This is a genomic window from Ellagibacter isourolithinifaciens (genome assembly GCF_008831035.1).
Lineage (GTDB): Bacteria > Actinomycetota > Coriobacteriia > Coriobacteriales > Eggerthellaceae > Ellagibacter > Ellagibacter isourolithinifaciens.
On the sequence record NZ_WAJR01000032.1, the window covers coordinates 1 to 22,316 of the forward strand.

Below are 22,316 nucleotides of genomic sequence, written 5' to 3' on the forward strand. Positions count from 1 at the left end.
CGCGTGGGCTGCGGCGCGGGCTCGTCTCCCTGCGGTGCGGGTAGCCGGCGGCGGGCGGCGGCGCGCTGCTCCCCTCGTGCGCGGCGATCGTTCGGGCGTGCGCTCCCCGGCGGCGGCGCGGGTGGCCAGGCGGCCGCTCATGCGCTCTGACCTGCGGGTATGCCGACTCGGCGCGATCAGACCGAAAAAGTTTTCGAAATATTTTTCCCTCGTCTGACCTGCGGAGACGTTGCGTTTCCCCTGGTCAATGCCTTGTTGACTTGGTTATAACCAAGGGTCGATAATGCAATCACGCCGAGCGGGGAGCCGCGAGGCGGGCACCTTGACAAACGCCGGATGTGACGGAACGCGAGGAGAGCGCGGGAGGTCCGGCCATACGGGGGCGGCAACGATAAGCGGTGCAGATCCACCGCCGACATGCGACCGCCGAAAAGCTACCGCATCACCTCGGACGCGAGAGGGGGTGAGGGCATGGAGTTGTTGGCGGGTTTCGTCTTGTCCGTCGCCGCGTCGCTTCTGGCGGCGTGGATATACGACGAGATAAAGAAAGCCCGCTAGTTGACGTTTTAGCCGACAGCAGCTAGCAGGCTCCACTTGCTCCGCGGCGCTTCGGCGCGGCGGGGTGATGCGGACATTGTACCACGGGAGGCGCGGCGATCCGCGCAAGTCCCGCGAAGTCCACCGGACGGGCGGGCTTCGCGGGGTTTCATCCCCGGAACGTAACCGACGAGTGAGGAGGCGCAAGATGAGCGCGGAGGTTAGCAACTGCATCAGCTGCATGGAGGCGTTGGGGATCGGCTGCTTCTGGTCGGGCCTGTGCGTATGGCTCGACGACGAGGCGCAGCGTTACGCCGGCGAGCTCTACACCATGGGGGCGCACTGGAGCATCAAGCGCGGCGCCTTCTATTTCCGGTTCGGCGGCACGCGATGAGGCGCGGCGTGAGATATTGCGACGTGCTCGTGTTCCTCGACGGCCGGAGCGCGGCCGTGTTCGCGTCCGACTACTGCACGGCCGACCCGAAAAGGATCAAGGCCGTTTCGAGAAAAGCCCTCGCGACGGCGCGGGAGTTCGGGCTCTCCGGAAGGTGCTTCGCGGTGACGGATACCGTGGCGAACTCGTTCGGGATCGCCGACGTCCTCGCGGCCGGGCTCACGAAAGCGGGCTACGAGGTGAGGCGCGAGAGCTACCGCGGGAAGTTCATAAAAAGGTACGCGACTCCGCCGGGGGGGCCGAAAAGCGCGGAGGAGGCCGCATACCTCGAATGGATGCGCGAAAAGCCGGGAATCGACTTCGAAGCGTTTTGGCTCAAATATGCCGACGAAATCGATCGCGAGCAAAGGGCGATCGACCGCTGGGAAGCGGCGCGAAGATAGAAAGCGGCGCGGGGAGGAAGCCCGCGCCGCAACGCAACCGAGCCGGGAAGGCTCACGAAACGAGGAGATTATACCATGGAGAAAACGACGGCCTACACGGATTCGCGCTGGAGCGGAAAGCACTTCCTGCGCACGTACGAGGGGACGAACGGAAAGGGCGAGCGCATCGAGGCCGAGTTCACGATCTGCGAGAACCCGCACACGACCCACTCGCTCCCCCGCCTGTGGCACGAAAACGGATACACCGACCGCGAGCTAGAGACCTGGTGGAGCGTCACGGTCTACTGCTACGACGAGAACGACGTATGCCGGGCGAAATACAACCCGACGGCGAAGAAGGGCGGCGCCGGCTACGTCCTGAACTTCGACTGGGTGCTAGAGGCGACGCCCGAGAACCTGGGGAAACTGTCGGACGAGATCGCCCGCCGGGCGTTCGCGGCGTAGGGAAGGCAAACCGACGTGGGGCCGCGGGAAAGCGGCCCCGGCGAAAGGAAAAGACCATGAAGACCACCGAGGAAATCATCTGCAGCATCGACGAGGTCACCGAGGAGCAGGCGGAGAAAGTGCGCAACGGCGAGGCCACGGCGCGCGTCTCCACGAAGAAAAGCCGCTGGGGCTACTACGTCGCCCGGCGCAAGTACGTCACCAGGCACATCGGGCGCGACGGCGAGGGAAACCGCGCCGTCTGGGACGAAACCGAGTACAAGGTCGAGGCGCTCAACCTGAACTCCAGGAAATGGCAGGCGCTCACGAACGAGCTCGCGCGGGTGTTCGACCCCGAGGAGAGCAGGAAGCGCGAGGAGAGGGCGAGGGAGCGCCGCGAGAAGGCGAAGGCCACGACGGACGGAATCGAGGTCGGCGACATCTTCAGCAGCTGCTGGGGCTACGAGCAGACGAACGTCGAGTTCTACGAGGTCGTGAAGAAGTCCGGGCAGTACGTCACCGTCCGCGAGATCGCGAGGAACTACGAGGAAACCGGCTACATGAGCGGGACCGTCACGCCGAGGCGCGGCGAGTACGTCACCGGGTGGAGCCACATAAAGGACAACGAGCGCGGGAAGCGGTGCAAGGTGAACGCCTACGGGATGATCAGGATCGACGACGTGATAAGCGCGTGGAAATGGGACGGCAAGCCGGAGCACACGAGCAGCTACGCGTAGGGAAGGAAACCGAGCCGGGGCCGGTAAGCGACGGCCCCGGCCGACCGAAGGAGGAAGAAATGCAAGTCTGGATCATGAAAATCATCGTCTCGTTCCTGTTCGCCCTCATGGGGATGCAGGCCGCATGGTGCGATTCCTGCGGCGAGCTCTACCAGGCGGGGCAGCTTCAGCACGTGGACGGTATCGGCGAGTGCTGCGCGAGCTGCGCCGAGTACTGGGAGGGATGCTAAACTGGACCCGCAACCGAGGTTAGGAGAGGCATGACGGAGCCGAAGAAGCGCGTCGTGAAGCGCACGCCCGCGCAGCGCGCGGGAGAAGCGCGCTACAAGAAAGCGAATCAAAAAAACGTGACAGTCGCGTTCTTCGAGAACACGACGATGGACCTTTACGACTACCTGCAAACGAAGGAAGTCACGCCGGCGCAGTACATCCGGGACCTCATCCGCGAGGACATGGAGCGCAACGCCGGGAAATAGCGGGAAGGGAAGACACCATGCAGAGGAACATCAACATCGCAACGGAATTCAAGCCGCGCACCGCGGAGGGCCTGCGCTCGGCACGGCCATAGCGGAACCAAGGCAGGAGAGGCGCTATACTTCCGCAAAAGCAACCTAGAAGAAAGGAACGCCATGAAAGCGTTGGATGTCGCCAACATGTTCATTCAGCGCCACGGCAAGGCGCAGATAACCAACTTAAAGCTAAACAAGCTCGTATACCTCGCGCAGAGGGAATCCCTATTGCGCGACGGCGTCGCGCTCTTCGACGACGCGATAGAGGCGTGGCAATACGGCCCCGTCGTCCCGTCGATATACCGCGAGTTCAAGAGATTCGGGCGCGCACCCATAACGAGCCCGACGCGCCCGGTCCCGGCAGACCCGAGAGCGGAGCTCATCGTCGACGCGACGGCCGCGAAGTACGCCAAGCTCACCGCCTTCGACCTCGTGAACCTGACGCACGCGAAAGGCGGCGCGTGGGACAAGGCGTACTCACCCGACCGCGACAACGTGATAACGCTCGACGCAATAGAATCCTCGCTCGGCGCGGTGCCCGAGAGGGGAACGCTCGCAGCTGGGATAGAAACCGTCGAGAGCGCATGGCCGAACGCGCTCAAGATGATGGAAACCCGATGAGCGGGACGGGGCAACTCCGCTCGCAAGATCGGGTCTCCGAAAACTAACCCGCGGAGTTAATTATCCAGCAGGCCCCTCGGTCGTTTTCAATTATCTTCACGCTTCCGCTCTTCTGAAAAGAAATCATGAACGCATGGTGAACCGTAAGAATCAGGTCTTGCAGATCATCATCGTCCTCCATCATCTCGATTTTAAGGCCGAGATCGGAAAGCTGCTGGGATGAAAAATGCCTGTTGTGCATCGCCGAGCTTCTGTGGTCGCATAGGGTTTCGATAATCTTCTCGACCTTCTCGCTGCCCTCAGCTTCTCCGTTTAGCATGTTTCCGCGCAGCCAATCCGACACGACCGACCGCGACATGTCCATGGCTTTCTTGCAATCGCCGAGAAAAGTCGGGTGGTACTTCCCTATGATCTGCGCCCACAATGCGGCAGACGCGGGATTCTCTCCAACCTCGTCGACTGCGTGCTCAAACTCTTCGACGACGCCGCCAGCCGCCACTCCGCCGAGTTGAGGATCCGTCGGCCCGAGTGACGACTGCCTTCCCATCACGATTTTCTTGCACGAGCACGCCACCATTGTGCCGGCGGACATGGCGAGCTGCGGAACGATTGCGCAAACGTCCGAGCCGAAGCAGCTCTTGATATAGCTGACTATCGCCTCCGTCGCCGCAAGATCGCCTCCCGGTGTATGCAAAACGAGATCGAGACCGCGCTTCCTATCCAAGCCGTGAAGCGCATTCATAAGCCCGTTCATGTCGTTGTCGCATATCGCGATGTCGGGGCTTGAGCTACGCTGAAGCCACCCTGAGTAGTAGCAGATAACGTTTCTGTTCCTGTATGACGCCAAACTCGAAACCGCGCCGTGCCGCAGCGCGTCGAGGTCGACGTCCCCGTCTTGCGCGCGCGAGACAAGCTCGCCCCACGAAGGCATCAGAGCGTCAACCCGGTCGAATAGGTCTGCTTCCCCGGTTTGTACATGGTGAAAAGCTCGAAATTACCGGGCTGCAGGGATGCGGCTGGGAAAGAGAGGCCGCCCTTGACAATCGCCTCGTACGCCTTCTCGTAGTCCTTGCTTGCAGAACCGATGCGTTTCTTTTTCTCCATAGCCGCACTCCTTCCCTGAAGAATTCATTCTATACGCTTTCTAGGCGACTGACGACTTGAAATCGAAATTATCCTCGTCGTCCGATTGGACGACGAGGTCGGAGCAACGCATCGGTTTCGCCAGCCGGCTACTCCTCGGGGCAGTCGGCCACACCGTCCGAGAACCTGACCCCCATCGAAACCGCCTCGTCGTATGCCTTTTCCAACGCCCGGTAGTAAAGCTGGTAGGCCGCCGACTGGCTCACGATGTGCCTTCGGTCGCGCTCCAGGAAGCGCCGGACGTCGGACACCTTCATGCCCTCGACGTGCACCATGGAAAGCACCTCGCCCCACAGCTGATTGCGCTCGGCGACGGCCTCTATGACCTCGTTGCGCCTGCGGTAGAGCCCGGTCAGCCTGTCGTGCTCGACCTTGAGCTCGTCGGCGTGCAGCAGCATCTCCACGGCGCCCTCGGAAACCTTGTCGGACGACGGCCCGCCGCCTGGGCACTCCCCGAGCGTCGCCGTCACCTTGTGCGCCCTGTCGTACGCGCGCTCGTAGTCCTCCAGGCACTTCTCGGCCTGGGCGACTATCACGCGGTACGACCTCAGGTAGGCGCGCGCCTTCCTCTGCTTCTCGTTCAAGCTACATCCTCCCCCGAGTCCTGTTCCGCTTCGCGCATTCCTCCATGCGCGCCGTGAAGTCGACGATGCCGATCGCGCATGCCATGTTCATGCACGCCGTCACCACGTCGGCCAGCTCGTCCGCGAGGTCATCGAAGCTCCCCGTGACCCTCGCGTGGCGCGGGAATCCCATGCCTTCCCCCGTCTCGACGTCGGAGGCGTACCGCTGCCACGCGCCGAACGCCTCGGCGGCCTCCTCCAGGATCTTCCGCGCCTGGTCCTTGTCGGCCTTCGCATCGGGGAAGACCGCGACGCTCCCGACCTCCACGGACCTGCGCCTCGCCCTGATGTCGCTGCTGCAGTCGCTCATTCCTCATCCTCCGTATTCTCGGGCGGCACGTCGCCCGGCTTCCATATGCAATGCCCGACCTCGCGGCAGTTGGTGTACACCAGCCTACCCTTGAGATCGCACTTGCTCTTGCTGCGATAGGTTCCCGTCTCGTGGCCGCACGTGTCGGGGTCGAGGCCGTTCCATTTCGGCAGCTCATCCACCTCGAAGAGCCTGAGCTGCCCGTCGCGGGTGCTGCCTGCGATCACTCGCTCGGTCATAGGGCGCGCCCGTTCCTCGTCGCCGCCTTCCACGCGAGCTCGCGCTCGCGCTTGCGCACCTTCGCGCACTCGTCGGAGCAAGTGACCTTGCGGGACTTGCCAGGCACCTCGAACGGGCGTCCGCACACGGTGCACTCGCGGACGGTGCGCACGACCTTCGCCGCGTAGCGCGCCTTCGCCTTCTCGGCGCGGCGCTTCTTGGCACACTCGTCGGAGCACGTGATTCGGTGGGCTTCGGGCGTCTCGAAGCGGGTGCCGCAGACTGGGCACGTGAGGAGCTTCGGGGCGGCGGTCGGGCGCTTCTTTCGTGGCTTGTCTGGCTTCAAGCCAGCGCGCTTCCGCATCGCCTCGGAGATCTCGCGCGCCTTCTTCTCGTCGCGCTCGCGCTTGGCAATCTCGGCGTTGAGCTTCTCGGCGGTCTCTCTCTTCTGCTCGCGCCTGATGGGCTCTGGCCTGTGGTCGAGCGGCTCGCCCGTGCGCGGGTCGAAGTAGCTCACCCGCACGGGACGGATGACCGACTCGCACGGCTCTTTAATCGCATCGCTCAGCATGGGGAACCACCTCCGCTCCGCATCGAGGGCAGAAGCAGAGGCGGTTGTCGGCTAGGTTGCCGCATGTCAGCTCCCACCTCTCGCCGCATTTCGAGCACACGAAGAGTCCGCCGTCGTATGGGTCGGCGATGTTCTTGCATATCGGGCGGTCGATGAAGTCGGCGAGCAGATGGAACACGTCGCCCTTGCCGACGACCGCGCGGATTGCGCAGAGCGCCATGGCGTCGTGCTCCTGCTTGGTACACAAGAGTGGCACTCCGTCGATGCGCTCGTCAAGGCCGCGCAGCCTCAGAGCCACCTCGCGGCGATTCTCGTCGCTAATCATCGGCAATCACCGCCCCGCACTTCGGGCAATGATTCCAGCGCATGTCGCCGATTGAATACCCGCAGACCTCGCAGCACGGGGTCTCCCTTCCGTACTTGGTCCTGAACTTGCCGTGGCGCGTGGTAGTCGGCCTGTCGATGAGGTCTGCCAGGCAGTAGAGCAGACCGCCTTCGAAGTGCTCGCCCTCGTAGCCGTCGAGGCCCACCGCCCCCGCCAGCAGGTCGAGAAGCTCGCCGTCGGTCAGATCGAGCATCGTGCGCTCCTCGATTTCCCGAAGATTGCGCGCGACCTCTCGGCGCTCGGTGTCGCTAATCATTCTCGATCTCCTTCCCGCACCACGGGCAGTACCGCGGAATCGTCTCGATCTCGTCCCAGCTGGTGATATAGGTGTCGTCGTGCTCGAAGTGGCACACGCGGAAGACGAGCCCGCAGTTGAAGCACTCGACAGCGTCGACGGGGTTGCAGTCGCTGATGACGCTCATCTCGTCGAGGTCCACTAGCTGCTTGCGCGGCTTCCATTTCTGCCGCGCAGGCGTCGCCCCGCACCTCGGACAGTCGACGTCCCTGGCGAACTTAGTCCATGCCATTTTCGACCTCCTTCGCTTTGGCATCGCATCTTCCAAGCCCGGGGCACTCCTTCGCGCTCGGGCACCAGGGGTCGAATCGGTGGTGCCCGATGCCGTGTGGTGCTGCTTGTATCTCGGCTTCGGTTGCAGGTCTCAGGTATTGCTTGTCAGTACTAGCAGCGGTGCATCCCATGTGATAGCACACACGGGCAAACTGACCTTTGTCTTCCGTCACCCTGCCAATCTCGGGGTTCTTGTAGCCGGGGTCGTAGACGACCCAGTCGCCGAAGCTATAGGTCTCCATCGCGCCCTCCTTCCACGATGTCTGCGAGCGCGCCCAGGTACCCGCTCGCGTCCTCGGCTTCGCACAGGCAAGCCCCGTCCATAGCGAGCACCGCGCCGACGCCGAAGAGGGCGTAGTCGCCTACCTCGTCGACGCGCAGGTGGCTCACGTGGTCGAAGATGGCCGCGCCGTCGCCGTCTGCCAGCTCGCGCAGGGCATGAGCGAATGTCTGTCGGTCGTAGTCGCTAATCCTCATCCGCCATCACCGCCTTCCGAACCTCCTCCACGTACTGGTCGTATGCGTCGGCGAACTCGTCCGCGAGCTTCTCGCCCGTGCTCGCCCAGACCCACGCGCTGAAGCCTTCGAGGAAACCGATCGCGCGCATGGCCTTCTGCTTAGTCTCGGGCGTCACGAGCCACCGCCTCCCTGCGGCGCACGTTTTCATCGTCAATTTCGGCGCAGCACTTCTCGCAGACATCGCCGACGCGCTTCTTGTTGTCTTTCCAAAACTCGCGGGGGTAGCTCACAAAGAACGGATGGAGGTACGTTTTGCCGCATCTTGCGCACGTCCATTCAAACGGGTCGCAGCTCATTCGCCCTCACCAGCCTTCGCGAGCACCTTGGGCGTGGGGCGCTTGACGCGCTCGCCGTACGAGCCGCAGAGCCTTCCGTCGAAGCTCTCGCGCGCGCACCACAACACCCAGCCGTTGAAGGTGAAGGCCACGGAGAAGACACGCATCGTCTCGCCTTCGAACTCGACCTCGTTGCCCACCTTCACAAGCTCGCCGTCCTCGAAGCGGGGCCACTCGATGCCCTCTGGCAGCGCCCGCTCACGCAGCTCGTTTGCGATTCCCATTCGTCTCTCCTTAATGGGCGGCCCGTGCAGAGCCGCCCTTCGTAGCTGTTCTTAAAACGGGATGTCTTCGTCGTAGCAGGCTTCATGAGCCTGCGGCGCGGGCTGGTAGCCGCCGTACTGCCCGTGCTGCTGCCCGTCGCGCTTGCTCATCAGCTCGATCTCGTCGACGATCACGCCGAGCTTCGAACGCCTCTGGCCGTCCTTCTCCCATGACGAGTAGTGCAGCCTGCCCTCGATGGCTACCTTCGCCCCCTTTGACAGGTACTGCTCCAAAGCCTCGGCGCGCTTGCCGAACAGGGTGCAGTCGACGAAGTTCGGGTAGTCCTCCCATTCGCCGGTCTGGTTGTTCTTGCGACGCTCGTTCACGGCCACGCCGAAGCTCATGACCGACGTGCCGCCCGCCGTCGACCGCATCTCCGGGTCGCGGGTCAGGTTCCCGCTGATGCAAACTCTGTTGATGCCCATGTCTCTCCTTAGTCCAGGAACGCGTCGCCGCGCTCCGAGTAGTCGTCTCCCGCCATGCGCCGTGCGCGGGCGCAGTAGCCCTTGCATGCCTTCCGCGCGCAGCAGCCGCGAAGCGTCAGGTTCTCGCAGGCGAGCCGCAGCGCGTTGGCCCTGTACCTGTCCCTCTGGCCGACCGCCTTGTTCGCCCGCCGCGCCGTGAGCTCCAGCGACGTTTCCACGCCGAGCATCTGGTCGCGCGCGAGCCGCAGAGGAACCTTCTCCTCTTCCATCGATACCCTCCTTAGAACAGCGATAGCTGCATGTGCTCTTCCGACAAGCCGTACCTCTCGGCGTAGAGCCGCACGTTCCTCTCGGCTTTCTCCAACGTGCCGCACGGTGCACCCATCCCGCCGTCTTTCTGCCATGCCCTGACGCTCACGAACCGCATGTTCGCCCTCTCGTCGCCGATGGTCGGCGAGTACCGCCCGAAGCCGACGTCGATTCGCGCGCCGCCCTTCTCGCAGACGATGCGGCCTTCCAACGCGCCCGAGCCCGTCGCGAAGGTGCACACCCCCAGCGAGTTCGCCCATGCGAGCAGGTCGCCGAGCGTCATCTCCTCGATTTCCACGGCTAACCCCTGACCGGCATGACGGCCGCCGTGTAACCGTCGCGCTTGACGAGCATCGGCGCGTTCGCTCCCTGCGCCTCGAAGACCGGCGCGCCCTCGCCGTCCGGCATCGACTGCACCGCGTCGAGCATGAGCCGAGGGTTGAGGCGAACCTCGGCGGCGCCCTCGCACTCGGCCCCTATCTCGTCGGTGAACGCCACCTTGTCGCCCGTCACCTCGAAGTCCACTGCCGAGCCGCCGAACGACACCTTCACGCTGCGCGCGTCGTCCGACGCAGCCGCCTCCGAACGCTTGAGCGCGCCGCGCATCTCCGCCTGGTCGAAAGACGCCTTGCCGACGACGTTCCCCGCCTGCAGGACCCTCTCCACGGGCGGGAACCTGCCCTCGAGGCAGCGGGACGTGATGCGGTAGATGCCCATGTCGAACGTGACGCGCTTGCCGTCGGTCGCGAGCGTCGCGTCGCCTGCCAGCCCCGCGGACGCGACCGCCTGCGCCATGGCGATGGGGACGACGCACTCGACCTCGCCCTCGCCGCACGCGAACTCGCGCTTGTGGGCACGGTAGCTGTCGGTGGCCGCGAGGGACGCCTTGCCGCCCGAGCCTACGAAGCGGATGCCGCTGAAGACCTTCGTCTCGTCCTTGCTGACCGCCGACTTCACGGCGCCGACAGCCTCGGCGAAGTCCTCGGCCCGCATAGTGCACTCGGAGCCGTCGCCGATCTCCGAGAACCCGGGGAAGTCGGCGGGGTCGAGCGCCTTCATGGCGAAGACGGTCTTGCCGCACGTGACGGTGCAGCCGTCTCCTTCCGCCTCGATGGAGACGGCGGCGTTGCCGAGCATGCCGACGTACTTCTGCAGCTGGTTGAACCCCACAAGGGCCTTGCCCTGCTCCTCCACGAGCGCGGGGAACTCGACGAAGGTCGACGACTGCATGTCGGTCGTCTCCAGCGACATCGTCTCCCTCGCATCGATGAGCACGCATTGGAGCGCGGTCATGCCGCCCTTGCCCACTGTCGAGGACACCGCCTTGAGCGCGTCCTGCAGTTCCGATTTGGCGATTGTCAGCCTCATTCTCCGATTCCTTCCATGTCGAACAGCGTCGGCATCGACTGCCTGCGCTCCTCAGCTTCCAGATACTTCACGGCGTCCAGGAAATACCCCGTGTTGAGCTCCACGCCGCGCCCTCTGCGCCCCATCTTCATTGCCCTCAGCGGCACGGTGCCCAAGCCGCCGAACGGGTCGTACACCAGCTCGCCGGGGTTGCTGTACCGCTCGATGAGCCTGTCCACGATGTCGAATTGGAGCGGACAGAGGTGCATCTGCTGCCGCTTGCGGCTCTGCTCGGTGTTGAGCGTGAGCATGCGGTTCACGTCGGTCCACACGTCCGGCTGCCATGACGCGGGCGCTATGGCCATGAAGGTCGCGGGCAGCGTTCCCATGCCCTCGAGGCTCTCGCCGATCTTGACGTGCGACTCGTAGTCGTAGATGCGGCGCAGGGTTTCCTCCTTGAACACCTTCCCGATCTCTCCGACGGGGTAGCCCGCTATCTCCTCGGGCGTGAGCGGGCGGTCGCCCGACGACCTCCAGAAGGCGTGCGCGTCGACCTGCCAGCGGGCGCGGGTGTACCCGTCCTTCGAGTGGGCGACGGGCACGTCCGCGTAGCCTTTGGTTCGGTCGGTTTGCGGCTTGTGGAACAGCAGGATGTACTCGGGGCACCCGACGCCCATCTTCGTGCCGTCCTTGCACATCTCCGTCCACCCCAGGCGGTAGGTCTGGTTGTTCTCTCGCACCACGTCCGTGACGACCGTGATCATCCCGATGTAGTCGAACCCGTGCTTGATGCCGTGCTCGATGACCTCGGCGTGGAACGGCTCGATGGTCGGTATACCCGCTCCCGTCACGTTTCCGAAGCGCACGCGGTCCTTCGTGTGGCACGCGTAGATGCGGCCGGGCTTGAGGATGCGCAGCAGGTCGGGCGTCAGGTAGTCCATCTGCCCGAAGAAGTGCGCGTCGTCCTCGGTGTGCCCGAAGTCGTTGTAGCTCGGCGTGTACTCGTAGTGATTGCTGAACGGGATGCTCGTGACGATGAGGTCCACCGAGTCGTCCGGGATGAGCTTCGCCTCGGCCACCGTGTCGTTGTTCGCGAACAGCCACCCGTCGCCGCTCGCCTCGATCCTCTCGCAGCCGATGCTGCGCTTCATGGCGTCCGCTATGGACGCGTCAGACAACCCGTGCTCTTTGATGATGCCCTCCATCTTCCGCGTGAGCTCGTCATAGCGCGCCCACTTCTCTCTCAACTGCTTGACGACCTCCCGCTCGCCCTCGCCGTAGACGATGTCGATGCGGACATGCTCCGTCTGCAGGAAGCGGTAGACGCGGTGAATGCTTTGAATGAAGTCGTTGAACTTGAACCCGACGCCCGTGAAGATCTCCCTGTGGCAGTGCCGCTGGAAGTTGCAGCCGCTCCCGCTCAAGACGGGCTTCGTCGCGAGCAGCCTGAACTCGCCGTCGCTGAAGCCGACGATGCGGCGCTCCCGCTCGTCGAGGTCTTGGCTCCCGTACACCTCCACCGCGTCGGGCATCTGCCGCTTTATCTCGCGGCGCTCGTCCTCCAGGTCGTGCCAGAGGATGAAGCTGTCGCCCGGAGACTCGTCCACGATCTCCTTGGCCTTGGCGATGCGGGCGGCCATCGTGGCGCGCTTCTCCTTGGCGGCGTCCGAAAGCGACACGGCCGAGTCTCGGAACATGCGCTCCTGGCCGTCGCGGTCGACGGGCACCTCCGAATCGCCGTCGTCCGGTATCTCGTGCCAGCGCACGTCCAGGGGCGGCAGCGCGTATCCCTCGTCCGAATAGCCCAGGTCGCTCGGCTTCTGCAGGAACAGCGCCCACGACGAGAGCCACAGCCAGAACTCCTGCTCCTTGTGCGGGTAGAGCGTGAGGTTGTTCGCCTTCGTGGAGTCGCGCTGGAAGAAGCGGGTGAGCGCCTGCCCCGTGTCCATGATCCCCAGGAACCCCGCGTAGTGGATGAGCTCCTTGTACCGGTTCGGGGAAGGGGTCGCGGTCGCGACGAAGCGGTACGGAACCTGGTCGAACAGCTCGAGGAACGTCTGGTAGGTCTTCGAGCCGAAGCTCCGGAGCACGCTCGCCTCGTCGAGCGTCACCGCCTTGAACTCGTTGGGGTCGAGCCTGCCGTCGCGGACGCTCTCGTAGTTCGTGAGGTAGACGCCGTCGCCGCCGAGCTCTTCGGTTCGCCTGACGAACTCGACCTCCGTGCCGAGCAGCCCCGCGTCGCGCTTGAACTCCTGGCGCACGCCCAGCGGGCAGACGATGAGGGCGCGCCCTCCCTCGTGCGCCTGGACGAGCCGCATGATCTCCAGCTGCATCACCGACTTGCCCAGGCCGAACGCGGCGAAGATGGCGCGCCGCCCGCCCATGACCGCCCAGCGCACGATGTCGCGCTGGAACGGGAAGAGCGCGTCGCTCACGTCGTCGCCCGGGTCGAAGCCCGAATGCGGAACGTGGGTTCGCTTGCGCTCAAGGAACTCCATGTATTCCATTTCTTCTCCTAAACGAGAGACAGCCGACGCGTTCCCGCATAGGCTGCTCCGTGTTTCCGTATGTCTTTAATTCCTGGAAAGCGCCAGGACGACGCCGGCGACCAGCAGGGCGCCGACGGCGCACGAGGCGCTAATCATCGAGGCCTCCCGAATCGACGTCGGGCATCAGGATCGCGCACGAGGCGCAATCGGATGGCGCGTTGACCTTGTTCACCGCGTATATCGTTCCCGCGCCATCGTAGAAATCGACCTCGCACCCGGCGGGAATCATCATCAGCTTCTCTATGAGCTCGTATACCTTCATGACATCTCCTCGTAGTCCTCGCACCCGATGTCGGCGGGGCTTCCGTCTGGTTCCGTTAGCCACGGGTCGGCGGGGTCGAGCAGGCAGACGCAGATCATCGTCTCGCCGCCGCACGCCGCGCATGCCGTGAATTCGGAGAATGCGTGCGCGCACCTCATGCAGGTCGCACGTCCCAGCCGACTCTTCTCGGCGTCTGCTCGCTCGTTGTCGTGCCTCGCGTAGGCGTCCGCGCCGCCGTACCTGTCGAGCTCCGTGCTCATGCGAGCCTCCATCCTTCCATCTCGGCAGCCTCCTCGTATCGGCACGGCTCGTCGGCCAGGATGTAGGCCCACCTGCCGTACCCGCAGCCGCGCAGGCACTTGGGGGCGATGTCGCTGTCCGTTCCGTCGTGCCACCAGAGCCACAGCCTGTGCGTCTCGGCGGCGCCGTGGTGGAGCAGGTTGCCGTCCGCGTCCTTGAGGCTGTTGCCGCGCCCGCAGAGGTCGACGACGGGGCCGTTGCCGCCGCCGAGCGACCTCGCCACGACGTGGTGACCCTCGGGGTAGGGCCTCCCGCAGACGATGCACCATCCGGGCCTCTCCGATTGCCCGCGCATGTTGTGGGCGCTGAGCCTGCTCATGCCGTTCATGCGGCCTCGCCCGGCCCCTTCACCTTGCCGCACTTCGGGCAGTACCACCCGAAGCCGCCTTCCCCTCCCCTGAAGGAGAGCGGAGACGAGCACTCGCCGCATCGGTAGTCGGACGGGGCCGTTGACGAAGCGTCGGGCGGCGCGGCACCAGCCGCAGCCGCGTCGCCCGACGCGCAAGGTTTTTGGTTTTGCTTGTCAAAACCAAAACCTTTATTTTCTTTTCTTTTATTAGCTTTGCGCCCGCTAACCGACTCGGTTGGGGTTTGGTTTGCGTTCGGTTTCGGCTGGGTTTTCCGACCGCCCTTCTTCCCGTTCTGACGTGCGGTTTCCTGCTTCGCCTTGTACGCCTCGATGTTCGCCATCGCGCGCTTGCTCGTTACCGCGTTCGGGTTGTTCTCGTCCGTTTCCAGCAACCCTATGCCGAGCATCTCCGAAACCCACGATTCGAGCGTTTCGGAGTCGATGCACAGCCAATGGCTAACCACCTTGGTTAGGGTTCGGTTGCCGTCTTGGTTCGCGAACAGAACCAAGGGGCTTTCGTCTCGGTAAATCTGCTCGATGATGCACCAGTAGGCGGCTATCGCGCCAGGTCCGCACTCGATGCAGAGCTCCGTCATCTTCGGGTCGCTCATCGCGCCCGTGTCGTGGTCGAAGTAGATCAAAAGCTCACCTCCTCGCCGTCCTCTGGCGGCTTCTCCGGGGCCCTCATGGAGTCGACCAGAAGCACCGCGCATCTGATTTCGAAGTCGCCGTACTCCTCTCGCGGCTTCGGTATCACGCTCTCCACGTAGGCCATGGCGTCCTTGACGCTCACGCCGCGCTCCTTCGCCCTCGCGAGGGCATCGCGGTACATGTCGAACGGGGCCTCCTCGGGCGGCTGGCCGAGCTCCGCCACCCTCTTGTCTTTGTCGGATTTGCTCCAGAGATAGGTGCCCACGCCGAAGCGCATGGCGGCGTTCCTGATGGCGTCGCCGATGGTCTCCTTCACGGCGTTCGGCCCCGTCTTGCCCTGGGCGTCGCCGAAGCCCCAGCGCGTGACGCCGAGCACCGTGAGGTGTATCCACATGCCGCCGCCCGCTATGAGCGGGAGCCCGTTCTGGTCCTTCGCGGCTGGCTCCCAGTTCCAGGTCGGGTCGACCTCGTTGAGGCGCTGCGTTATGCCCGCGTGCCCGACGTACCTGAGGTGCACGCAGGGGAACGGGTGGAACCCACCGCACTCGTCGCAGCGGCGGTACTTGTCGCGGGGTATGCGCCCGTCGGCGCCCTTCGCCCCCGTGTACTTGGGCAGAAGCTCCACCTCGTCGGGGTCGAAGGGCTTCTGGAGCGCCTTCCACTTGTCTTCCTCGCTCATAGCGCCGACCTCTTGCACTTGCGGTCGGCCACGCCCAGGCGCACCATGAGGGCCTTCACCTCGGCCGCCTGGGCCTCAGTGCCCGTGAACGAGATCGTCCACCGAGACAGCCCCTCAGGCTCGCCATGGGGGGCGGGTTTGGGCTTCTCGGCTTCTTGCCCGCGCCGAGCCTCCACCTGCTCCTGGAGCTGCCTGGAGGCGGCGAGGTGGGCCTTCCTCTCGGCTTCGGCGACCTTGAGCCGCCTGTCCTCGTCGAGAGCGGCCTTGATGTCGAGCGTCCTGCAGAAGACCGCGTCCGCCTCCACGGGGTACGCGAGGTCGGATTCCGCGAGCCTCTTCCGGTCGGCCACGGCCTCGGCGATCATCTCGTCGAGCTTGTCGCAGGCCTTCGGCCCCTTCCAGGACTTCTGGAGCAGCTTCGGCTCCCTGGCCGCGAACGCATCGAGCGGTATCAGCTCGGCGAGGTCGGGCGCGGCCCCATCGTACTCGTGGCGCAGCAGCGCCGTGCGCCCCTGCAGCCAGATGGCGTCCGCCTCCTCTATGCGCCGCCCCGTCTTGGCGTATACCTCCTTGAGCCTGTCGCGCAGAGCGTTGAGCGCGCCGTCGGCCTCGGACATAGCGCCCTTCACGGCGCGGTCCATGTCCTTGCGCTTGCCGTCGATGGCGTTCGCCGCCTTGTTCACGTCGGCGCGCAGCCCCTTCAGGGCCTTCACCTGCTCGGGGTCGGTGGGGTCGATGTCCACGCCCTCGAAGAACTCCTCCACCTGCTCCACGAACCGCTCGACGCCCTCCAGGTTGCCGACCGTGACCTTCGGCAGGGTGTAGGAGATCGCGGGGTCGGGGGCCTTCGCCAGGTTGGCGGAGGGCTCAACGACCTCCGCCTCGACCGCCATCACATCAGGCCCTTCAGAAGGAAGGCGAACGGGTCAGCGTGGATCTCCTCTTCCTCGGCCTTCGCCCGCTTGACCGTCTCCTTCGGCAGGTCGTCGAGTATCCGCTTCAGCTCGCGTCGCAGGGAGACGACGCTCCGCGCGAGCTTGAGGGCGTGCTCGTCCTCGTCTCCTTCCGCCATGCCCGCTCCCCAGAACGCGAGGTTGCTCGTCACCGTCGCGCACTTGCGCGACACCTCGTAGCATGCGCCTGCGTAGTATTTCCCGTCGAGTTCGCTCATCTTGGCTCTCCTTCCAGAGTCACTATCACGCGGGGGTTCTGCTTGTTCACCTTGTAGGAGTCGGGCAGATTCCCCGCGATCCATTTCCAGTTGTCGTTCGATATGACGCCGCTCTCAACGAGGGCGTCGAGTATGTACTTCTTGGCGGACGAGATGTTGTCCTTGTCGCGCCTCATGTCGGGTTCCACCCACTCGAAGCTCACGGAGACGGGCGCCCTCATCGGCTTGAGCCTCGCCGCCTTTATGGCCAGCATTACTTCATCCTGCGTTCTCTGCTTCGCCTTGTTTCCGACATACGGGTTGCGCCTGCACGCGTCGACGTAGTCGTTCAGGCTCGGAAGCTTTCCGGGTATCTCGAACCTCTGTCTCATTGCGCCGTCACGTCCCCGCTCGCGCACTTCGCCTTCGCGTCCTTCCAGTCGTCCGCGTAGAAGAACGTCATGGGGTTCACGATGGCGTGCCACTCGGCTATGAGGTCGATGCCGTCGCGCTCGATGCCGCTCTCGCGGAAGTGCAGGCACTTGGCGAGGCGCGGGCGGAGCATGACCATGTAGCGGGCGAGCGTCGGCCACTTGTTGTTGTCGCGCTTCAGCTCTTGGCACTCGGTGATGGTGAGGCCCGCCTCGCGCGCGAGGTTGTAGATGTCGCCGCGCGTGACCCTCGGGTTGCCCGCGTCGACCTCCCTGTGGCACAGGTGCATGAGGCGCTTGAACTTGTCGGGGTTGTGCTTCACCCAGTAGCAGGCGTCCTGCACGTAGACTATGGGGTCGTTCCTCTGCACCATGTCGACGCTCGTCTGCATCACGCGGCACCTCCCAGCGCCATGTCCAGCAGGACCCACGCGAAGAACGCGGCGAACATGAAAATCAGCCCGACGCCGAACGTGGTATACTCCTCATTGCTTCTTGCGAACGCGCGCCCCTGGTTGCAGCCTCGGCGCGCTTTCTTTTTATCTTCCATTTCCTTCTCCTTTCAGCCATTCGTCCACGTCATCGCTCATGACGTACACGCAGTAACCTGATTTAGTCGGGCGCTTCGCCCGCAGCCTCCCGCTCGCAATCTCCGCGTATATGGTCGAGCGCGAGATTCCCAGCACCCTGGCCACCTCCGCTGCGCGGTAGAGCGGCTTGCGCGGGATTCCAGCCGCGGTTGCCCATTCTTGGAACACTTCCAATCACCTCCTTTCCTTCTTCTCGTCTGCGTTATTCGGTTTTCAAGGTGCATTCCCAGAAGGCTGGTCACAGGGCGCACGGCGCGAGGTGCGTGCGTACGTCCGTCAGGAGGATGGGAAAGAAAGGTACTTGCGTTGGAGAACAAGTGTTTTGGCTCGCCATGCGCCCTGCGGTCAGCCCTCTGGTGTGTGTGAGTGCGGTGGTTCGTTTCCAGGTGGTACAATCCTCTCGTCCTGACAGCCAGCGAGAACGGAGCGCCGTGGTCGAACTCTCAAGCGAGGAGGAGTCCGCCCTCCGCGAGCTCGTCGATGCGCACGAGCGCGGCGAGCGGGCGGGGTCGGTCATCGATCGGCGGATAGCCGAGTCCCTCACCCGAAAAGGCCCCGACGGCAGGCTCTCGATAAGCTGCCGAGACGTTCGCGCCCTCTACGACGGCCTCGTCGAGAAGGGCCTCGTCGATGCTTACGTGCTCCCCCGCTCGGCGGAGTACACCTACGAGGACCTCACGAGCGCGGGCCGCTGCTACTTCAAAGACAAGGCGACGCGTGAGGCTCGGGAGGAGGAGCTCCGTGACGAGCAGTTCCACCGCGACATGAAGGTCGCCACCATCTCTGCCGTCATGGGCGGCGTCTTCGGCCTTCTCACCGGGACCTTCGGCGGCGCGCTCGGCGAGCTCATCGCCAGAGAAGCGATACCAGCAGCTCTGAAGCTATTCGGCCTATAACAAGGCCGACGTTCAAAGACACCCCGACTATCAGCAGCGTCCGCGGGTTCGGCCAGAAGCCGAGCCACTCGTCGCGCATCCGCACTATCAAGACGACGGCACCGACGAAGAGGAGCGCGATCCAAACGACGGCTACCGCCGCCATGGCGGCCCCTTCCCCGGTCATGCGAGCTTCTCTCCCTTCCCGTCCGTGTGCTTGGACTCGTCGCTGCCGCCGCCCTTCTCATCCACGGGTAGGCTCGACTTCTCGACCATCACGATTTCGTTCAGGTCGCTCAGCTTGTCCTTCCAGAAGATGCGGTCGGCCGCCTCGTCGCTTTCGGCGTCGAGGTCCTGCCACTTCGTCCCGAAGACCGTCTTGTAGATGTACCTGTAGTGGAACACCCTTCCTCCTTCCTTGCCGTCCCTGCTTCCGAGTGGTGTGCGGCGGTTAGGCCGCGCTCTCTGGGATGCCGCAGAGGTCGTTCACGGTTACTCCGAGGGCTTCGGCCATCGCCGCCGCCGCTTGAAGAAGCGGGCACGACTCTCCACTCTCGTACCGCTGGATGCTCGCGATGCTCACGCCGGAAGCCTTCGCGAGGTCTTCCTGGCTCATGCGGGCGTCTGCACGCGCAACGCGGATTCGGTGCCCCACCATCGACTTGAAGTCGGTCAATCTACTCACCCCCGCTCCCGAAACCGAACGCGAAACCGAGGGCGAAGAGCGACGCCAGGAGCATCGCGCACCCCTCGGCAACCGCGCCGAAGAGATAGATGGCGACGAGTCCAGCCGCGAGAAGGAGCATTTGCGCCGTCAATGCGATTGCCTTCACCATAGTTTCACCCTTTCAAAATCAACGTGATTCATGTTGATTGCCTTGCATCATAGACGTGTATCGCGTTTGTTGCAACCGTCTTTTATGTAATTTGTTGAATTTTCTACGTGAAACACGTAGAATTTGCGGTGACGAAAGGACATGCCATGTTTACGTTGCAGCTGAAAGAAATGCGGAAGCGCGCAGGGTATAAAACGCAGAAAGCGGCAGCTGACGCTTTGGGAATCAAAGAGCGTAAATATGCGTCATGGGAGCGCGGTGAAGTTCAGCTGACGCTTGAAGATGCTTTTAATATTGGTCTTGTTTTCGGATGCACCCCGAACGACCTCTGCGGATGGAGCGGCGGGAACGGCGACGCATCATTCTCCGACAGCGGCCAAGCAGCCCTCAACGGCTACTACGAGTCGATGAACTCGCAGGGACGGGAAACGCTCGTCCAGACCGCGAGGCTCATGAGCGGGTCGCCCGACACGCGCATCGAAAAAGATAGGCCCGAAGCTGTACGAGTTCAGGAGGCGATGTAGGTGAGCGCGCTCGGAAAAGCGAGATCGCCCGGCGAGGCCGTCGCGAGCATCGTCGGAACGCTGGGCGGCATCGCCACGATCGCGGCATGGCTCAACGTCACCCCTGAGATGGTCGGCAGTTACGCTTACGCCGCACTGAACAATGCGCTTCCAATCGCATCTTTCGCTTTCGGCGTCGTTGCCGGATGGGGCCTGAGGGGTCTCGCAAAACCATCGGCGAGGCGAGAACACGCCGATACGACGGAAGAAGGCGCATGCGGCGAGTTCGCGAAAGTCGGCTCGGATCCTCGCGCCCTCTCACCATCCGCCATGCGCGCACTGTCCGAGCTCGACGAGGCGGAATCGGCCTGCATGGTCGCTCTCGCCAACCTGTCGGCCGTCGACGAGTCTGGAGACCCAGAGAAACCGCTCTTCGTCATCCCTGTCAGCGAGAGATGCGCAGGCCTCGGCGTCGACGCCGAGGCGGTTTCGCGACTCGTGGAGCGCGGGCTGTTGACGCGAAGCGCGGCGAGGAGGGTCGTCACCGTCGGAACGAGAAAGATCGACGGACGATGGGTGGATGCGGTTTCCCCATGCGAGGATGCACCGTCGATTCGGACGATGACCTGGTCGTCGTCCGGAGATTTGACGCCGGTGTTTCTCGCGGGATCCCCTTCGAGACTCGTGTACCCTGAATCGCCCGTCGAGTTCACGTCGACCGGAAAAGAGGTAGCGCGCATCTGCGCAAGGAAGAAAATCGCCGATGCGGTCGAGAGATTCAACGAGGAATGGCATGAGCGAGCCGCCGAGATTGGGCCTATGCGCATGTAGCGACGTTCCGCCCGAAGGTGTACGACTACGGCGAGCCGGGCACCGACCGCCTGGCCGAGCAGGCCGAGATGATGGCAGGCTCCGAGCTGTTCGAGAAAAGCGAGGATAATCAGGTTCAGCGCACTGCGTAAGAGATAAAAGTCGGGGCGGCTCCACCGACCAAAGTTAAGCCGCCCCATGCGTCCCCCAGATTGAAAAGGACAGGTGAATTGCACCATGACGCGCAAGAAGAGGCGGCGCGCATGGGGTTCCATCGACCCCGTGAAGCCGAACGCGAAGTATATACTCCGCTGGTACGAGAACACGCCCCAAGGCCGTGTGCGCCGCTGCGAGACGTTCTACGGGACGTACAAGCAAGCCGACCTGCGGATGTCCCAGCTTCGCCTTGAGCACGCCGAGGACGCCCCGTGCGCCACGGTGGGGCAGGCTTACTCTTCGTGGTATCTTCCATCCATCACACGCCGAATGGAATCGGGCGACCTGTCGGAGGGCAGCTTCCGCCAGTACACGCGCATCTGGGATTCCGTCATCGCCCCGCGCTGGGACGGCGTCCCCCTCGACTCCGTGCGCCCGCTCGACGTCCAGGAATGGCTGACCTCCCAGAAGCGGGGGAACGCCCAGGCGGCGCTCTCAGTGCTCCGCTCGGTGGGCGCCTTCGCCGAGCGATACGAGGTGGCTCCCAACCGATTCGCCATCAAGTACGAGCTTCCGCCCCACGAGAACGCGCGCCGCAAGGGCGTGCTCACGCTCGACCAGGCGGACGCGATGTTCCATCGGCTGCACGGCGCGCGGTGCGAGTCCGCCTTCATCCTCGCGTGCTTCGGGTCGTGCCGCAGCGGGGAATCGTTGGGCGCGCGCGTGGACGAGGTTTCGAGCTTCGAGGTGGGCGGCATGGTCTTCGCGACCGTCCCCATAACACGCCGCATGGAGCACTCTGGGTTCCTCCCAATCGAGTCGCTCAAGACGCCCGAGAGCCGCCGCACGGTGTGCGTGCCGCCCCCGTACTCCGAGAGGTTGCTGGACATAGCGCACGCCCTCGCGAGCGATCGTATCGAGTGGCTCGCGCACCGAGGTGACGGGCTTCCCATGAACCGCGGGCAGCTCGCGCACGCATGGGCGGCAGAATCGGGGAATCCCATACCGTTCCAAAACCTCCGCAATTCCTGGCGCACCTTCGCGCAGCTCGAATGGGGAGTGGGGTCAGACACGCTCGAACTCCTCATGGGGCACAAGCTCCCGGGCACCACTGGCGCGCACTACATGCGACCAAAAGGGGACACTCTGGCGCACCGATTTGCGGAGGATTTCGCATCCCACTTTTGCGAGTTAGGCAAAGTTAGGCAAAAGTGAGATAAAACCCCTGGTCAGAGCGATGTCGACAAAACGACGATTTCTGTCCAAGATGCGGAGTTTTCAGCAAAGAAGGGAGGACCTGTCACATCTCGCCCCGCTAAGCGACAGTATCACGAGCGGCATTTCACGATTGGAAAACGCTCCCGCCAAAGACGATATGAGTAGAACATTGTGAGCCCCTACTTCATGTCGTCTTCCTAATGACCGTGGATCATAGGCTGATAATGGTCGTGCGTCATTTATACAACCGGCAGTTTTTCCTAAGTTGCCACATA

General features: G+C 63.7%; 45 protein-coding genes. 12 read left to right on the forward strand and 33 right to left on the reverse strand.

The window, feature by feature from the left end:
• Positions 1-417: 417 nt before the first annotated feature.
• The 8 genes from F8C90_RS10990 to F8C90_RS09565 all read left to right on the forward strand — a co-directional run bounded on the left by F8C90_RS10990 (position 418) and on the right by F8C90_RS09565 (position 3,664).
• Positions 418-558, forward strand: coding sequence for a hypothetical protein (locus F8C90_RS10990; RefSeq protein ID WP_170264621.1), 141 nt, complete (start codon positions 418-420; stop codon positions 556-558).
• A gap of 187 nt (positions 559-745) precedes the next feature.
• The gene (locus F8C90_RS09540) at positions 746-931 is read left to right on the forward strand and encodes a hypothetical protein (RefSeq protein ID WP_158050281.1); all 186 of its coding nucleotides are present in this window, start codon (positions 746-748) and stop codon (positions 929-931) included.
• Between the two features lie 23 nt (positions 932-954).
• Positions 955-1,374 carry a hypothetical protein gene (locus F8C90_RS09545; RefSeq protein ID WP_158050282.1) on the forward strand — a complete coding sequence of 140 codons (420 nt, stop codon included), beginning with the start codon at positions 955-957 and terminating at the stop codon, positions 1,372-1,374.
• A gap of 75 nt (positions 1,375-1,449) precedes the next feature.
• Positions 1,450-1,818 carry a hypothetical protein gene (locus tag F8C90_RS09550; RefSeq protein ID WP_158050283.1) on the forward strand — a complete coding sequence of 123 codons (369 nt, stop codon included), beginning with the start codon at positions 1,450-1,452 and terminating at the stop codon, positions 1,816-1,818.
• Between the two features lie 56 nt (positions 1,819-1,874).
• The gene (locus F8C90_RS09555) at positions 1,875-2,534 is read left to right on the forward strand and encodes a hypothetical protein (RefSeq protein WP_158050284.1); all 660 of its coding nucleotides are present in this window, start codon (positions 1,875-1,877) and stop codon (positions 2,532-2,534) included.
• 59 nt (positions 2,535-2,593) lie between these two features.
• On the forward strand, positions 2,594-2,764 hold the full coding sequence (locus tag F8C90_RS10995) for a hypothetical protein (protein ID WP_170264622.1): 171 nt from the start codon (positions 2,594-2,596) through the stop codon (positions 2,762-2,764).
• Between the two features lie 30 nt (positions 2,765-2,794).
• Complete coding sequence (locus tag F8C90_RS09560) at positions 2,795-3,010, forward strand: hypothetical protein (protein WP_158050285.1); 216 nt, start codon at positions 2,795-2,797, stop codon at positions 3,008-3,010.
• Between the two features lie 153 nt (positions 3,011-3,163).
• On the forward strand, positions 3,164-3,664 hold the full coding sequence (locus F8C90_RS09565; RefSeq protein WP_158050286.1) for a Panacea domain-containing protein: 501 nt from the start codon (positions 3,164-3,166) through the stop codon (positions 3,662-3,664).
• A 43-nt stretch (positions 3,665-3,707) separates the two neighbouring features.
• On the opposite strand, the gene F8C90_RS09570 is transcribed toward F8C90_RS09565, so the two are convergent.
• The 30 genes from F8C90_RS09570 to F8C90_RS09695 all read right to left on the reverse strand — a co-directional run bounded on the left by F8C90_RS09570 (position 3,708) and on the right by F8C90_RS09695 (position 17,811).
• Positions 3,708-4,595, reverse strand: a complete 888-nt coding sequence (locus tag F8C90_RS09570) for an SDH family Clp fold serine proteinase (protein ID WP_211361087.1) — start codon at positions 4,593-4,595, stop codon at positions 3,708-3,710.
• Positions 4,595-4,768 carry a hypothetical protein gene (locus F8C90_RS11000; protein ID WP_170264624.1) on the reverse strand — a complete coding sequence of 58 codons (174 nt, stop codon included), beginning with the start codon at positions 4,766-4,768 and terminating at the stop codon, positions 4,595-4,597. Before F8C90_RS11000 ends, F8C90_RS09570 begins: the two co-directional genes overlap by 1 nt.
• A 128-nt stretch (positions 4,769-4,896) precedes the next feature.
• On the reverse strand, positions 4,897-5,391 hold the full coding sequence (locus F8C90_RS09575) for a hypothetical protein (protein ID WP_158050287.1): 495 nt from the start codon (positions 5,389-5,391) through the stop codon (positions 4,897-4,899).
• Position 5,392: 1 nt separating this feature from the next.
• Entirely contained in the window at positions 5,393-5,740 is a 348-nt protein-coding gene (locus F8C90_RS09580) for a hypothetical protein (RefSeq protein WP_158050288.1), read from the reverse strand.
• Positions 5,737-5,979: a hypothetical protein gene (locus F8C90_RS09585; RefSeq protein WP_158050289.1), complete on the reverse strand. Its 243-nt coding sequence runs from the start codon at positions 5,977-5,979 to the stop codon at positions 5,737-5,739. The genes F8C90_RS09580 and F8C90_RS09585 overlap by 4 nt, the downstream gene beginning before the upstream one ends.
• Positions 5,976-6,530 (reverse strand): hypothetical protein, encoded by a 555-nt coding sequence (locus F8C90_RS09590; RefSeq protein WP_158050290.1) that lies wholly within the window; start codon positions 6,528-6,530, stop codon positions 5,976-5,978. Before F8C90_RS09590 ends, F8C90_RS09585 begins: the two co-directional genes overlap by 4 nt.
• Entirely contained in the window at positions 6,511-6,855 is a 345-nt protein-coding gene (locus F8C90_RS09595; RefSeq protein WP_158050291.1) for a hypothetical protein, read from the reverse strand. The genes F8C90_RS09590 and F8C90_RS09595 overlap by 20 nt, the downstream gene beginning before the upstream one ends.
• Positions 6,848-7,171 (reverse strand): hypothetical protein, encoded by a 324-nt coding sequence (locus F8C90_RS09600; RefSeq protein WP_158050292.1) that lies wholly within the window; start codon positions 7,169-7,171, stop codon positions 6,848-6,850. The genes F8C90_RS09595 and F8C90_RS09600 overlap by 8 nt, the downstream gene beginning before the upstream one ends.
• Positions 7,164-7,442 (reverse strand): hypothetical protein, encoded by a 279-nt coding sequence (locus tag F8C90_RS09605; RefSeq protein WP_158050293.1) that lies wholly within the window; start codon positions 7,440-7,442, stop codon positions 7,164-7,166. The genes F8C90_RS09600 and F8C90_RS09605 overlap by 8 nt, the downstream gene beginning before the upstream one ends.
• Positions 7,429-7,725, reverse strand: a complete 297-nt coding sequence (locus tag F8C90_RS09610) for a hypothetical protein (protein WP_158050294.1) — start codon at positions 7,723-7,725, stop codon at positions 7,429-7,431. Before F8C90_RS09610 ends, F8C90_RS09605 begins: the two co-directional genes overlap by 14 nt.
• The gene (locus tag F8C90_RS09615; protein WP_158050295.1) at positions 7,712-7,960 is read right to left on the reverse strand and encodes a hypothetical protein; all 249 of its coding nucleotides are present in this window, start codon (positions 7,958-7,960) and stop codon (positions 7,712-7,714) included. Before F8C90_RS09615 ends, F8C90_RS09610 begins: the two co-directional genes overlap by 14 nt.
• Positions 7,950-8,117, reverse strand: coding sequence for a hypothetical protein (locus F8C90_RS11005; RefSeq protein ID WP_170264625.1), 168 nt, complete (start codon positions 8,115-8,117; stop codon positions 7,950-7,952). The genes F8C90_RS09615 and F8C90_RS11005 overlap by 11 nt, the downstream gene beginning before the upstream one ends.
• Entirely contained in the window at positions 8,101-8,232 is a 132-nt protein-coding gene (locus tag F8C90_RS11325; RefSeq protein WP_281350339.1) for a hypothetical protein, read from the reverse strand. The genes F8C90_RS11005 and F8C90_RS11325 overlap by 17 nt, the downstream gene beginning before the upstream one ends.
• Positions 8,233-8,294: 62 nt before the next feature.
• The gene (locus tag F8C90_RS09625) at positions 8,295-8,561 is read right to left on the reverse strand and encodes a hypothetical protein (protein WP_158050297.1); all 267 of its coding nucleotides are present in this window, start codon (positions 8,559-8,561) and stop codon (positions 8,295-8,297) included.
• Positions 8,562-8,612: 51 nt separating this feature from the next.
• Positions 8,613-9,026 (reverse strand): single-stranded DNA-binding protein, encoded by a 414-nt coding sequence (locus tag F8C90_RS09630; protein WP_158050298.1) that lies wholly within the window; start codon positions 9,024-9,026, stop codon positions 8,613-8,615.
• 8 nt (positions 9,027-9,034) lie between these two features.
• Positions 9,035-9,295 (reverse strand): hypothetical protein, encoded by a 261-nt coding sequence (locus tag F8C90_RS09635; protein ID WP_158050299.1) that lies wholly within the window; start codon positions 9,293-9,295, stop codon positions 9,035-9,037.
• An 11-nt stretch (positions 9,296-9,306) separates the two neighbouring features.
• Positions 9,307-9,633 (reverse strand): hypothetical protein, encoded by a 327-nt coding sequence (locus F8C90_RS09640; RefSeq protein ID WP_158050300.1) that lies wholly within the window; start codon positions 9,631-9,633, stop codon positions 9,307-9,309.
• A gap of 2 nt (positions 9,634-9,635) precedes the next feature.
• Entirely contained in the window at positions 9,636-10,703 is a 1,068-nt protein-coding gene (locus F8C90_RS09645) for a DNA polymerase III subunit beta (RefSeq protein ID WP_158050301.1), read from the reverse strand.
• Positions 10,700-13,189 (reverse strand): DNA methyltransferase, encoded by a 2,490-nt coding sequence (locus tag F8C90_RS09650; RefSeq protein ID WP_158050302.1) that lies wholly within the window; start codon positions 13,187-13,189, stop codon positions 10,700-10,702. The genes F8C90_RS09645 and F8C90_RS09650 overlap by 4 nt, the downstream gene beginning before the upstream one ends.
• 130 nt (positions 13,190-13,319) lie before the next feature.
• Complete coding sequence (locus F8C90_RS11010) at positions 13,320-13,493, reverse strand: hypothetical protein (RefSeq protein ID WP_170264626.1); 174 nt, start codon at positions 13,491-13,493, stop codon at positions 13,320-13,322.
• A complete protein-coding gene (locus F8C90_RS09655) occupies positions 13,490-13,753 on the reverse strand; it encodes a hypothetical protein (RefSeq protein WP_158050303.1) in 264 nt (87 codons plus the stop codon). Before F8C90_RS09655 ends, F8C90_RS11010 begins: the two co-directional genes overlap by 4 nt.
• Positions 13,750-14,112 carry a hypothetical protein gene (locus F8C90_RS09660; RefSeq protein ID WP_158050304.1) on the reverse strand — a complete coding sequence of 121 codons (363 nt, stop codon included), beginning with the start codon at positions 14,110-14,112 and terminating at the stop codon, positions 13,750-13,752. Before F8C90_RS09660 ends, F8C90_RS09655 begins: the two co-directional genes overlap by 4 nt.
• A gap of 5 nt (positions 14,113-14,117) precedes the next feature.
• Entirely contained in the window at positions 14,118-14,783 is a 666-nt protein-coding gene (locus F8C90_RS09665; RefSeq protein ID WP_170264627.1) for a Lin1244/Lin1753 domain-containing protein, read from the reverse strand.
• The gene (locus tag F8C90_RS09670; protein ID WP_211361088.1) at positions 14,780-15,490 is read right to left on the reverse strand and encodes a hypothetical protein; all 711 of its coding nucleotides are present in this window, start codon (positions 15,488-15,490) and stop codon (positions 14,780-14,782) included. The genes F8C90_RS09665 and F8C90_RS09670 overlap by 4 nt, the downstream gene beginning before the upstream one ends.
• Positions 15,469-16,365, reverse strand: a complete 897-nt coding sequence (locus F8C90_RS09675; RefSeq protein ID WP_158050307.1) for a DUF1351 domain-containing protein — start codon at positions 16,363-16,365, stop codon at positions 15,469-15,471. The genes F8C90_RS09670 and F8C90_RS09675 overlap by 22 nt, the downstream gene beginning before the upstream one ends.
• Positions 16,365-16,643, reverse strand: coding sequence for a hypothetical protein (locus F8C90_RS09680; protein ID WP_158050308.1), 279 nt, complete (start codon positions 16,641-16,643; stop codon positions 16,365-16,367). Before F8C90_RS09680 ends, F8C90_RS09675 begins: the two co-directional genes overlap by 1 nt.
• The gene (locus F8C90_RS09685; protein WP_158050309.1) at positions 16,640-17,014 is read right to left on the reverse strand and encodes a RusA family crossover junction endodeoxyribonuclease; all 375 of its coding nucleotides are present in this window, start codon (positions 17,012-17,014) and stop codon (positions 16,640-16,642) included. The genes F8C90_RS09680 and F8C90_RS09685 overlap by 4 nt, the downstream gene beginning before the upstream one ends.
• The gene (locus F8C90_RS09690) at positions 17,011-17,448 is read right to left on the reverse strand and encodes a hypothetical protein (protein WP_158050310.1); all 438 of its coding nucleotides are present in this window, start codon (positions 17,446-17,448) and stop codon (positions 17,011-17,013) included. Before F8C90_RS09690 ends, F8C90_RS09685 begins: the two co-directional genes overlap by 4 nt.
• Complete coding sequence (locus F8C90_RS11015) at positions 17,445-17,603, reverse strand: hypothetical protein (RefSeq protein ID WP_170264628.1); 159 nt, start codon at positions 17,601-17,603, stop codon at positions 17,445-17,447. The genes F8C90_RS09690 and F8C90_RS11015 overlap by 4 nt, the downstream gene beginning before the upstream one ends.
• Positions 17,593-17,811, reverse strand: a complete 219-nt coding sequence (locus F8C90_RS09695) for a helix-turn-helix transcriptional regulator (RefSeq protein WP_246155889.1) — start codon at positions 17,809-17,811, stop codon at positions 17,593-17,595. The genes F8C90_RS11015 and F8C90_RS09695 overlap by 11 nt, the downstream gene beginning before the upstream one ends.
• A 263-nt stretch (positions 17,812-18,074) precedes the next feature.
• Between F8C90_RS09695 and F8C90_RS09700 the strand changes: the two genes are divergently transcribed.
• Entirely contained in the window at positions 18,075-18,539 is a 465-nt protein-coding gene (locus tag F8C90_RS09700; protein ID WP_158050311.1) for a hypothetical protein, read from the forward strand.
• Between the two features lie 162 nt (positions 18,540-18,701).
• On the opposite strand, the gene F8C90_RS09705 is transcribed toward F8C90_RS09700, so the two are convergent.
• The 3 genes from F8C90_RS09705 to F8C90_RS11020 are packed head-to-tail and all read right to left on the reverse strand — an operon-like array spanning position 18,702 to position 19,354.
• Positions 18,702-18,923, reverse strand: a complete 222-nt coding sequence (locus F8C90_RS09705; protein ID WP_158050312.1) for a hypothetical protein — start codon at positions 18,921-18,923, stop codon at positions 18,702-18,704.
• A gap of 46 nt (positions 18,924-18,969) precedes the next feature.
• Positions 18,970-19,203 carry a helix-turn-helix transcriptional regulator gene (locus F8C90_RS09710; RefSeq protein ID WP_158050313.1) on the reverse strand — a complete coding sequence of 78 codons (234 nt, stop codon included), beginning with the start codon at positions 19,201-19,203 and terminating at the stop codon, positions 18,970-18,972.
• The gene (locus F8C90_RS11020) at positions 19,196-19,354 is read right to left on the reverse strand and encodes a hypothetical protein (protein WP_170264629.1); all 159 of its coding nucleotides are present in this window, start codon (positions 19,352-19,354) and stop codon (positions 19,196-19,198) included. The genes F8C90_RS09710 and F8C90_RS11020 overlap by 8 nt, the downstream gene beginning before the upstream one ends.
• Before the next feature lie 146 nt (positions 19,355-19,500).
• Here F8C90_RS11020 and F8C90_RS09715 point away from each other — a divergent pair, with 146 nt between their 5' ends.
• The 3 genes from F8C90_RS09715 to F8C90_RS09725 all read left to right on the forward strand — a co-directional run bounded on the left by F8C90_RS09715 (position 19,501) and on the right by F8C90_RS09725 (position 22,038).
• Positions 19,501-19,878: a helix-turn-helix transcriptional regulator gene (locus F8C90_RS09715; protein WP_158050314.1), complete on the forward strand. Its 378-nt coding sequence runs from the start codon at positions 19,501-19,503 to the stop codon at positions 19,876-19,878.
• Complete coding sequence (locus F8C90_RS09720; protein ID WP_158050315.1) at positions 19,879-20,688, forward strand: hypothetical protein; 810 nt, start codon at positions 19,879-19,881, stop codon at positions 20,686-20,688.
• A 216-nt stretch (positions 20,689-20,904) separates the two neighbouring features.
• The gene (locus tag F8C90_RS09725) at positions 20,905-22,038 is read left to right on the forward strand and encodes a site-specific integrase (protein WP_158050316.1); all 1,134 of its coding nucleotides are present in this window, start codon (positions 20,905-20,907) and stop codon (positions 22,036-22,038) included.
• Positions 22,039-22,316: the final 278 nt, after the last annotated feature.